Origin of the sequence: Pseudomonas meliae (genome assembly GCF_001400515.1) — a bacterium.
GTDB lineage: Bacteria > Pseudomonadota > Gammaproteobacteria > Pseudomonadales > Pseudomonadaceae > Aquipseudomonas > Aquipseudomonas amygdali.
In genome coordinates this window covers 1-8,420 of record NZ_LJQT01000092.1, presented here as the reverse complement: position 1 = coordinate 8,420, position 8,420 = coordinate 1, and the positions used below count along the sequence as shown (strand labels likewise).

The 8,420-nt window shown below is 53.3% G+C and carries 8 protein-coding genes; all 8 read right to left on the bottom strand.

The features are described 5' to 3' along the window. Positions 1–9 precede the first annotated feature (9 nt). Entirely contained in the window at positions 10–483 is a 474-nt protein-coding gene (locus ALO64_RS25645; RefSeq protein WP_169788674.1) for a hypothetical protein, read from the bottom strand. Between the two features lie 25 nt (positions 484–508). Next, the gene (locus ALO64_RS04115) at positions 509–1,273 is read right to left on the bottom strand and encodes a hypothetical protein (protein WP_044345342.1); all 765 of its coding nucleotides are present in this window, start codon (positions 1,271–1,273) and stop codon (positions 509–511) included. Between the two features lie 28 nt (positions 1,274–1,301). Beyond that, positions 1,302–1,808, bottom strand: a complete 507-nt coding sequence (locus ALO64_RS04110; protein WP_044345345.1) for a hypothetical protein — start codon at positions 1,806–1,808, stop codon at positions 1,302–1,304. Between the two features lie 121 nt (positions 1,809–1,929). Then, positions 1,930–4,107: a DotA/TraY family protein gene (locus ALO64_RS04105; RefSeq protein WP_044345341.1), complete on the bottom strand. Its 2,178-nt coding sequence runs from the start codon at positions 4,105–4,107 to the stop codon at positions 1,930–1,932. Then, positions 4,104–4,694 (bottom strand): hypothetical protein, encoded by a 591-nt coding sequence (locus ALO64_RS04100; RefSeq protein WP_044345339.1) that lies wholly within the window; start codon positions 4,692–4,694, stop codon positions 4,104–4,106. The genes ALO64_RS04105 and ALO64_RS04100 overlap by 4 nt, the downstream gene beginning before the upstream one ends. Beyond that, positions 4,694–5,473: a conjugal transfer protein TraW gene (gene traW, locus ALO64_RS04095; RefSeq protein ID WP_235378727.1), complete on the bottom strand. Its 780-nt coding sequence runs from the start codon at positions 5,471–5,473 to the stop codon at positions 4,694–4,696. The genes ALO64_RS04100 and traW overlap by 1 nt, the downstream gene beginning before the upstream one ends. A 28-nt stretch (positions 5,474–5,501) precedes the next feature. Beyond that, positions 5,502–5,939, bottom strand: a complete 438-nt coding sequence (locus tag ALO64_RS25865) for a hypothetical protein (RefSeq protein ID WP_200893701.1) — start codon at positions 5,937–5,939, stop codon at positions 5,502–5,504. After that, entirely contained in the window at positions 5,936–8,371 is a 2,436-nt protein-coding gene (locus ALO64_RS04090) for a conjugal transfer protein TraU (RefSeq protein ID WP_152623924.1), read from the bottom strand. The genes ALO64_RS25865 and ALO64_RS04090 overlap by 4 nt, the downstream gene beginning before the upstream one ends. Between the last annotated feature and the right edge of the window lie 49 nt (positions 8,372–8,420).

The following is an 8,420-nucleotide window of genomic DNA, read 5'->3' as shown; positions in this document are numbered from 1 at the left end:
GGTTTGTGATTAGAACCCCACGTTGAACACACGATTCAGGTTTGGATCTCGAAAGGGTGCTTCGGACTCATGGCCTTGGTGCTGCGCGAGCTTGGCGACCAGCTGACGAGCAATGTGCTGGTTTTCGATGTCCTTGGGCTGCGCCTCGATTGCAGCGATAACCTCCTTGTACTCGCTGCCTGTCAGGCGATGCCGTTTCTGTTCAGCAATGTCCTGCAGGACACCTTGCCATTCTTGGATCGAGCTCGCACTCATCGAAGTCTCCTTGCCTTGTAAAATCTCGGTTGAGGGCGACGTTGAGTGCGGCGGCACTCGGCATCCCTTTCGGTTGTGAATTTCTTCGTCGCTTGGGCGATCGGCGTGGTTGAACGAAAACGATCCATCGTCGAAGCGCTCGAGGTAGCCCCATGTGCAGTCATTGTCACTTTGCCCGGGTTTGGGCGGTTGAGCCCACCATGGCTCGCGTGTCACTAGTTGCTTCATAGGTCACCTCCTTAGCTTCAGATCGTTACATGGTGAAGTTCGCCATAACCTGATTAGTTTGTGGGTCGACTAGGTCGATCGAGCCGCGCACAACCTGGCCAACTGCGGTGTTTCCGTCAGCTTCAGGTATGTACAGGTACAACGTGCCTCGAAGGTCGAGGCTGCCTTTTGCTCGTGCTTCCTCAATTGATCGAGCCTCAGCGGCGTTCTTCACTTCCAGGCTGCATGGGAATGCAGAAGGTTTAACCTGCAGGTTCATCCCTTGGGCATTGCGAACAGGGTTCGCCCAGCAGTACTGCCCGTAACTGGTGAGGGGGAAAGATTGGGTGCTGAAATCGTATGGCCCAATAGAAATGTTCTGCATGCTCAAAACGGGCGAAACGCCAAAACCTGAGATTGGTAGCGAGTAGTAGTCATTAGCTGCATAGGATTTCAGGGTTGCCTCAAAGCTTGGCCACTGAGCCGTTTCGATATCTTTGCGCTTGAAAGCATCGCTGGTGGCCAAATAGTCAGGCGAGAGGTAGCCCATCTTGTCTTCTGTCGTGGCACCAGGTGCCTTTGCAAGTACCAGGTAAGTCAGCGGTTGGCCGTTGTTGCTTGCCAAGTCCTGGTATTGGTTCAGAGGCACAGACGCCGCGTCGATCACTTGTTCAGGTTTTGCCGCTTCTACGGGTCGATTCAGCACGCTCTGGCTTTGCTTTGGGGCAACAGGTGCATTTGCTTCTTTGTTATCGCAGCCCGTCAGGAGCCCAATTACAGCGCATGCTGCAGCAGTCATTTTCAGGTTCATAAAGCATCAAGTCCTTTGAATTTCGTGATCAGCCGAACAGAGAGTGCATATCCGACTTCCAGGCACCAAACTGGTTCGCCTTGATACGAACACCTATCTCGCGCAAGTTCGGCACGCGAGTAATCAATCTGAAAAGCAGGTGCGGGCTTTTATCTGGCAGCAGCTCCCAGCTGGAGACCTGATCAAAATCAATTAGGGTCGAACTGTTCAGGTTTACGTCGACGTACAAGGCCTTCTTTGCGCCGCTATCAAATCCGACGTAGCGGTTATACATCACCGATACAGCTTCATGGCTTGGATTGAAGCCGCTCAGCTTTGCCGTCTCGACCATTCTAAAAAGGCGTGATTTGAAATAGCGTGGAGCTATCGAGAACAGTAGGTACCCGAAGCCAAAATAGGCCAACGCGATGGCCATGATCCCCAGAGATACTTCTGTATCCCTGTTGAATTGGAAACAAGAAATCAGAAACACGGCTATCACCGGCACCAGACCGAGCCAGTAAAACGGACGAAGGACCCACCAGATAATATGCATATCGATCCCCTCAAAAAGTCCGTATGAGATACACAATACGGAAGTAGATTATGTTCATTCTATCATGACCCATTGACAGGTCAATCCTCAATTGATAAGGGGCCGAAGCCCCTATGTGTGATCATCCCTTGAAACCATCTCCTCCATTTGGACGCTTGTTATCGCCCCCTGCTCCACCTCTAGGCATCAACTGCTCGAGACGGCTACCAAAGACTGTCATCGCACTGCGCATCCGTTCATTGTCCTCACGGCCAACGGAGGCTGCAGCGTGACCACCGACCCAGTTTATGACCTGGTCAGGAACAATCAGGATTAGGTTGAAGCAGCTATGGACCAAGGTCGTACACATGCCGCAGTAGATCGCTAGGAAGAAGATTATCGAGAACAGTCCGGTCACAGAGTCGAACTGTGCGTTTGCTAGTGCGATACCGAAGCCCTGATTTAGCAACGTTCCGCCGGCGATCAGAGCAGCTCCACCCAAGAAGAATCCAACCACCATCAGTGCAGGGCGGATCATGACGTTCAGGAGGAAAATGTAGCCATGGGCGGTTTTGTGGCCCATGCCCTCGCCTTCGCCACCCAAATGCGTGAAAGCCCACAGTGGCGCAGCGATAATCGCTTCGCCAACCACAACCAACCAGTTAACTGCGGCCCCGAACCAGATGATGAAGGGCACCATGGGGAGATATGTCGAAAGAGTACCGCCCAGAATGAACAAAGCTAGAATCAGGCCGATGATGAAAGGCGATACACCTTCAAGCACGCCGCTCAGGGCATCTCCAACCGATGTCACTGCGTTTGCAACCTTGGCAAAGACGCCTGCGACGTTCCACCCATCTTTTACCTTTTCCAGAGCCTTCGCAGTCACGTAGGCGCCGATGGCAGTCTCTGCTGCAACCATCGTGTAATCGCCAAGATTTTTCATCTTGATCAGCGGGTTGAGCTGACCTAGACCCTCGCCTCCGGCGTTGACGTCCACCAGGTAGTTCACTATCCGCTGGCCAGGCGCAGCAAACATGCTGCCAATGATATTGCCCGCATCCGCACCTACAACGCCTTTTGAATAGTTGCCAGATGGACTGGTACCCGCTGTTGGGGTGTAGGAGGTGGTTTCCTGTTGCGCTTTATAAGCCGCGTAGGCCTCGTCGTACACTGAGATAACCGAAGGATCACCGCTTGCCGACATTCCAAATACGGTAGCTTTCGCGGCCATTGCATCAGAAAGCTTGGTGTTGGCTTGAGCAAATGTCTGATACCAGGCACCCAGCACCCACCAGCCCGATTTGCTGATGTTCGAGCTGAGTTCCTGGGCAAGCCGCTTGATGTCTCCCTGCTTGGTACCGGCTACCTTGTTGACCGAGTTCTCATAGTTCTGGGCTGCGATTTGGATTGCATATTCACTATCTGGAAGCGCTGCTTTGTCGCCATTGGCCCGTTTCACTGATGCATTCACAAACGACTGTGCAGACTGACTTAAAGAGGCCTGCATAGCCTTCAGTGCATCCAAGTGTGCTTTCCTGATGTCGGAGACATCGATCGTGCCGCTGATCACGTTTGTAGAGATTGGCTGCGATGTGAGGTCACCACTAATGTCTGCCCCACCGCAGACAAAGCTATTGTTTTTGAGGATGAAACCTTTGTTCGTAGCTGTCTGCTGGATGTAACCACCTGGAATGACCAGGCCACCGCTTGCTTGTGCTTGTGCGATGCCGGCATTGATGCCATGCAAGCAAAGGTTGGCTTCATATACGCTGTGCGCCAAACCCGTAGTGGAGGGCATGACTGGCTGAACGACCATTGATTGCCCATCCTCAAAGCTGGAAATCGCAGCATCGACGCCCAGGTTGGCAACACCCACTCCCATGACAGAAGCTGACCACAGCATCAGCAGTTGCGACAGAGACCAACCGTTTGCGGTGGGCACGAGAGACACTACGCCCCAAACTAGCCGTACAGGCCCCCATGATGAAGACTGTTGTCTGTCGAAGATGGAACCGTCGTGGGCAGTGCGGGTGAGTTTTCGGAACACGATGTAGCATGCCCACATCGCTCCAACGACAAGTAAAGCGCTGTTAAACACTTGGAAAATGTTCGCGAGAATTGTGTCACCGCCGCTACCGGACGAGGCCAAGGGATTATTCACGACCTGGCCATAGATGGAGACAAGCGCTTCACGCGACTTATCACCAGAGCGTTTGGCGGCAGTCGAGATCTCTCCCAATGTGGTGCTGTCTGCCAAGGCTAAGGTACTGCAGAGCAGCGACGCCAACGCAACGTACGCTTTGTTTTGTATTTTCATGGCCGGCCTCCTTTTGAGTGGCCGTACTCCGGATCGAGCAGTTGCTTGATCCAATTCCGGTTCTCAGTGATGAAGTCCTTCAAACCACCTTTTTCGGCTTTTGACAGGCGCTGCGTCTTGAGCTGCCATAGGCGAAGTTGTGCGCTCAATGCCATTGCGAAGAGCAGAGGCATTGCAGTCGCGATAGAGAGCAAGCCTTGGATTACGCCCTTCGACGAGTCGAGATAGATGCCGAGCACGATTCCAATAATCGCTAAGAGCCCCATGATCAAGGCTGCCAGTTGGCAGGCACGCTTTCGGGAGAGGAAATAGCGATAGAGCTCAGGAATCGACATAGCTCCAGGTTCTCGACTGTTGATCGCCTCGCTGAAGGATTGCTGCTCACTCTCAGCCTTTTCACGCCGTTCGCGCAGTGTCTGCTTGGCATCTGCCGACAGCTGCCGGATGACGTCTAAATGCTCTTTTGACCTGGTTACTTCGTTCTTGGCCAACCGATACGTCTGACGCATGGCCCAGAACGGGATCACCATGTGAAGCCCGATGGAAAGACCTCGACGAACCTTGGATTTCTGTTTTTCCTCGGTCATTAGTTAGCTCCCCCCAGGCGGCCGTTAACAGCCCGGTATTTTTCGCCCAGAACCGGCTCAAATTCCTGCCGAGCGGAGCTGGCCAGGTTGAGGCCGTTAATGATGTTTCCACGCGTAACGTCGTTGCGAAGCTCGAGGAGCAACCAGTTGGTCTGTGTTTGAACACGGATCTGTTCACGTACAAGATTATCCCCGGTCATGTTCTGCAGGTCGGCCTGGTATTCAGTGTTTGCATACCGGCGTCCAACCTCGAAAGACTCGAATTCGCGAGCTGACATTGTTCCTGTTCGTTTAGCTTCAGGCGAAGCAATCTTCTGGTAATAGGCCTCAGCTGATTTGGAGCTGCGCGCCTCTTTCAGCAGATCTTTCGTCGAATCCAAGGGCTGGCTTGCGGCGATCATTTGATCTTGAGGGTCTGTTGCTGCTGAGATGATGGAGTTGTACTGATTCATCAGGCCGATGTATTGGACACCTGCGTCGGACTCAGCCTGGCCCTTCTTGAGCTGGGGAGCCACAGATCGACGGGCGGAGTTTTGCGTATACATCCTTGCAGCGTCGGTTTGTGCCTGGGAAAAGGTCAGGTCCTGATCCTTGCCGTTCTTGCCGGCGCCAATCGTCAGCGAGTCGAGACGCTTATCTGCCCCGGGCATCGTTGTTGAAACGGCAGGGCACGCGGTTGCCCCGCCATATGCTGCGTAATCATCAGTATCACAGTAGTCGGCATGGATGCTCGCAGAACGCATTGCATCGATCGCTGGGGCCTGCGCTGGAGCTGTCAGGGCCTGATTAATCTTGGTGCTCGCAGCTTTACCTCCCCCCCCCTGTGCGGATAGAAGCTTTTACTGCAGCGACCCCAGCCCGAACCTCATTGATGCCACCTGATCCAGATTCGCTGCAGATCGAATTGGGCACGTAATAATTCTGACGCGCATTTTCATACCTGCGGCTTCGCTCTTGGTTCGCATCAAACTCCCTTTGAACACGAGCAGCAGTTTCAATGGTATTAGCGACCTTGCTCGCTCCTTGGGTAGTTGCGGTACCCACCTGGTAGAGCAACTGGCTAACAGATAGATTCATTGCGTTCACCGAAGCTGTTGTGGCGGCGATCGCTCCGGTCAATGTGATCGTTGAGGTCCCGATCGCCCCCACGACGCAGCCGTCGCACAAAGCATATGCTGGTGAAGGGGAAGCAGTGCCAATCAGCAGCACAACGGCCAGAGGAGTAAAGCGGAATACGTTCTTCATACTAGTTCTCCCTGGCTGTTGCGATCTGCGTAGTAATGGTTCACCAACTCGTCAGCCAATTGCTTGACAACGCTGACCTTGCCGTTCGATGTTGCGGCGATTTCACGAGCTTCGATATAGGTCTTGGCAGTGCCAAGCGGAAAGCGCTTAGCGAGGACTTGGCGAGCGGCCATCGGGCCAATTCGCTTGTAAAGTTCAGTACGCAATGCGGTGTCTTGTTGTGTGGTCGACATCGCCCACAATTCAAGCGGGCCAGTGGTGTTTGTCAGGATCTGCGTGATGGTGCCTTGGTTTGTTTTGAACAAAGCAAGCATGTTGGCACCATTGCGTCCTGGGCCTGTGCATTGCAGGTGGAGTTGCTGAATGGTCTCGTGAGACACCTTGAAGCTTTCCCGTAACACAGCCTCATCATCTACGTTGCCTCCCCTCAGCACGAATACCGACGTCGCAGCGTTGAGCAGAGCGCTTGGGAAATCGCGCAGAAATTGAGAAATAACCATGATACGAATACCCCATTTCCTGCCTTCACGACCATCCTTCACTAGTGTGAGAACCGGAGTGTCCATCCCTTCAGTGTTGTGCCATTCATCGTAAGCAATGGTCTTCTGTTGAGACGCAACGTCTTCAGCACGTTTCAGGTGATAATCGAGGTACAGCGGAGGAGAAACGAGCCTAATATCCTCTTCGCGCAGGAAGTAATTCTTAGCTCCCAGGTGACGAGCGAACATATACATGCAAGACGTTTTGATCGCGCCCTCTGGTGTCTTTGAACCAATCACATCGTTCAGGTCGACGGATATAACGCGAGTGGTCGAATCGACCTCGAAGCGAGTTCGCCCGGAAAATACTGCGTAGGTCGTTGATGCCAAGGTGAAGCACCGGCCCATGTATTTCAGAAGCGGCTCACCGGCGGTTGTCTTAATTTCCCCGAAGGTTTGTCGAACACCTTCGTTGTTGAGCATTGCTGTGAAATCGGGCAGCACTGGGGAGGCTTGACGATGAGCGTAAGTCGCTTCGCGCACGTAGCCAGCTGCAAAAAGCATGTCGGTAACTTCATACCAGGTAGCAGCACTCCACCACTTTTCATCGTGCTCAGCACTTATCCCCGATTCACTTAGCACCTTGTCGACTGCTGGTACGACATCCTGCTCGTACTGGTTTGCTCCACGCCCCGCTTTGTCGTCATACACAAGGGTCATCAGCATCTCGTTTACCGCGGCGCAATCGGACGGAGTACGGGCTTTTGCCCCTCCGATACCGTCAGTGACTACGCTGGCACAGAGCAAATTCAAGAAGTCGACGCAGTATTCGCGTTCGCGACGGGTAGGCTGTCGCGCGCCCAATTGGGGATCAAACGGATTCGATGCGAAGTCGCGGTTATTCTGTAGTCGGAGGTATGCCGCTTCGGACTTGCGGTGCTCAGGAAGCGAATCCTGGATCATCTGAATAAGTCCAGAGGACGAAGGGCCGACATCTACAATCGTCAGTAGTGGGAGTTGAGTAGCACCTGGACGATGCAAGGTCGCATTGTGCATGCAGTTGGCTGCAACTGATTTGCCCGAGCCCGGTATGCCTGACAGCAGCTCAATCCAAGTGTCTTGGATCGAGCTCCCAAGGCCGATCGGATAGATTTTTCCATCTGGCGTCCGCGTAATCCAAGAACCATTATCTGGCCACGGGGTAGCGGGCCGTTGAAGAGGCAACATTTTCAGTGCATCTTTCAAAGGGGGTATGTGACGGTTCGCGATGTTTTTTGTTGTGAAGCCCGGGATCGAGGAAGCGAGAGCAGCCATGGGATCGCCGTGCGTCTTTTGCACTTGGCATGAACCCCATGACTGAATGGCCTTCTCTAAGCGTGACATTCTGGTCTCGAGATCGGTTTTATCAGAACTCCAAGTCGAGGCCATGACTTTTAGTGACATGACAGCCTCATCTTTAGAAATCCCTTCCAAATACTTGAATGAATCGCGGATAGCCCTGTTGTCGGGCAGAACGCCGACAAAGCCAACCATCAGCTTGCGCGCACGCATCATTGAAAGACCGCCAGGCGCGATATCGAAGCGGATCCGCCAAGGATCCTTTTTGCCTACGGCGTCAAAGAGCTTCGTGAACGGAACAATGTCCTGCGGGCCCAGCTCCATTCCCAGAGAGCCGTGCCACAGCCTGGCAGTCTTGACGTAATTACCTTTGGGCTCCACGTCATTGCTGCAGATCTGATAGCTGAGGCGGGGAGGTACAAGCTCAGAATAGTCTTTTTCGTCCGTCGCCCCGCGAAACATGAACCGGTCGCCTACTATTTGCGGTCTGAATTTCTGCGAAGTGCCTTCGCGATTCAACATGATCCTGATGCGTTTAGCGGCCTCATGTGCGCTCAAAGGCTTCATCATGATTCCCTTCTTGCCTTCGACTCCACACGAGATGAAATCGTCCATGAGCCGGTCCATCATCGTGTCATGGCGATACTTGTCACCGCCACTGTAA

Bases quoted from the DNA above. Each gene is read 5' to 3' on its own strand.
- ALO64_RS25645 (WP_169788674.1), bottom strand. From the start codon at position 483: ATGAAGCAACTAGTGACACGCGAGCCATGGTGGGCTCAACCGCCCAAA.
- ALO64_RS04115 (WP_044345342.1), bottom strand. From the start codon at position 1,273: ATGAACCTGAAAATGACTGCTGCAGCATGCGCTGTAATTGGGCTCCTG.
- ALO64_RS04110 (WP_044345345.1), bottom strand. From the start codon at position 1,808: ATGCATATTATCTGGTGGGTCCTTCGTCCGTTTTACTGGCTCGGTCTG.
- ALO64_RS04105 (WP_044345341.1), bottom strand. From the start codon at position 4,107: ATGAAAATACAAAACAAAGCGTACGTTGCGTTGGCGTCGCTGCTCTGC.
- ALO64_RS04100 (WP_044345339.1), bottom strand. From the start codon at position 4,694: ATGACCGAGGAAAAACAGAAATCCAAGGTTCGTCGAGGTCTTTCCATC.
- ALO64_RS25865 (WP_200893701.1), bottom strand. From the start codon at position 5,939: ATGAAGAACGTATTCCGCTTTACTCCTCTGGCCGTTGTGCTGCTGATT.
- ALO64_RS04090 (WP_152623924.1), bottom strand. From the start codon at position 8,371: ATGGACGATTTCATCTCGTGTGGAGTCGAAGGCAAGAAGGGAATCATG.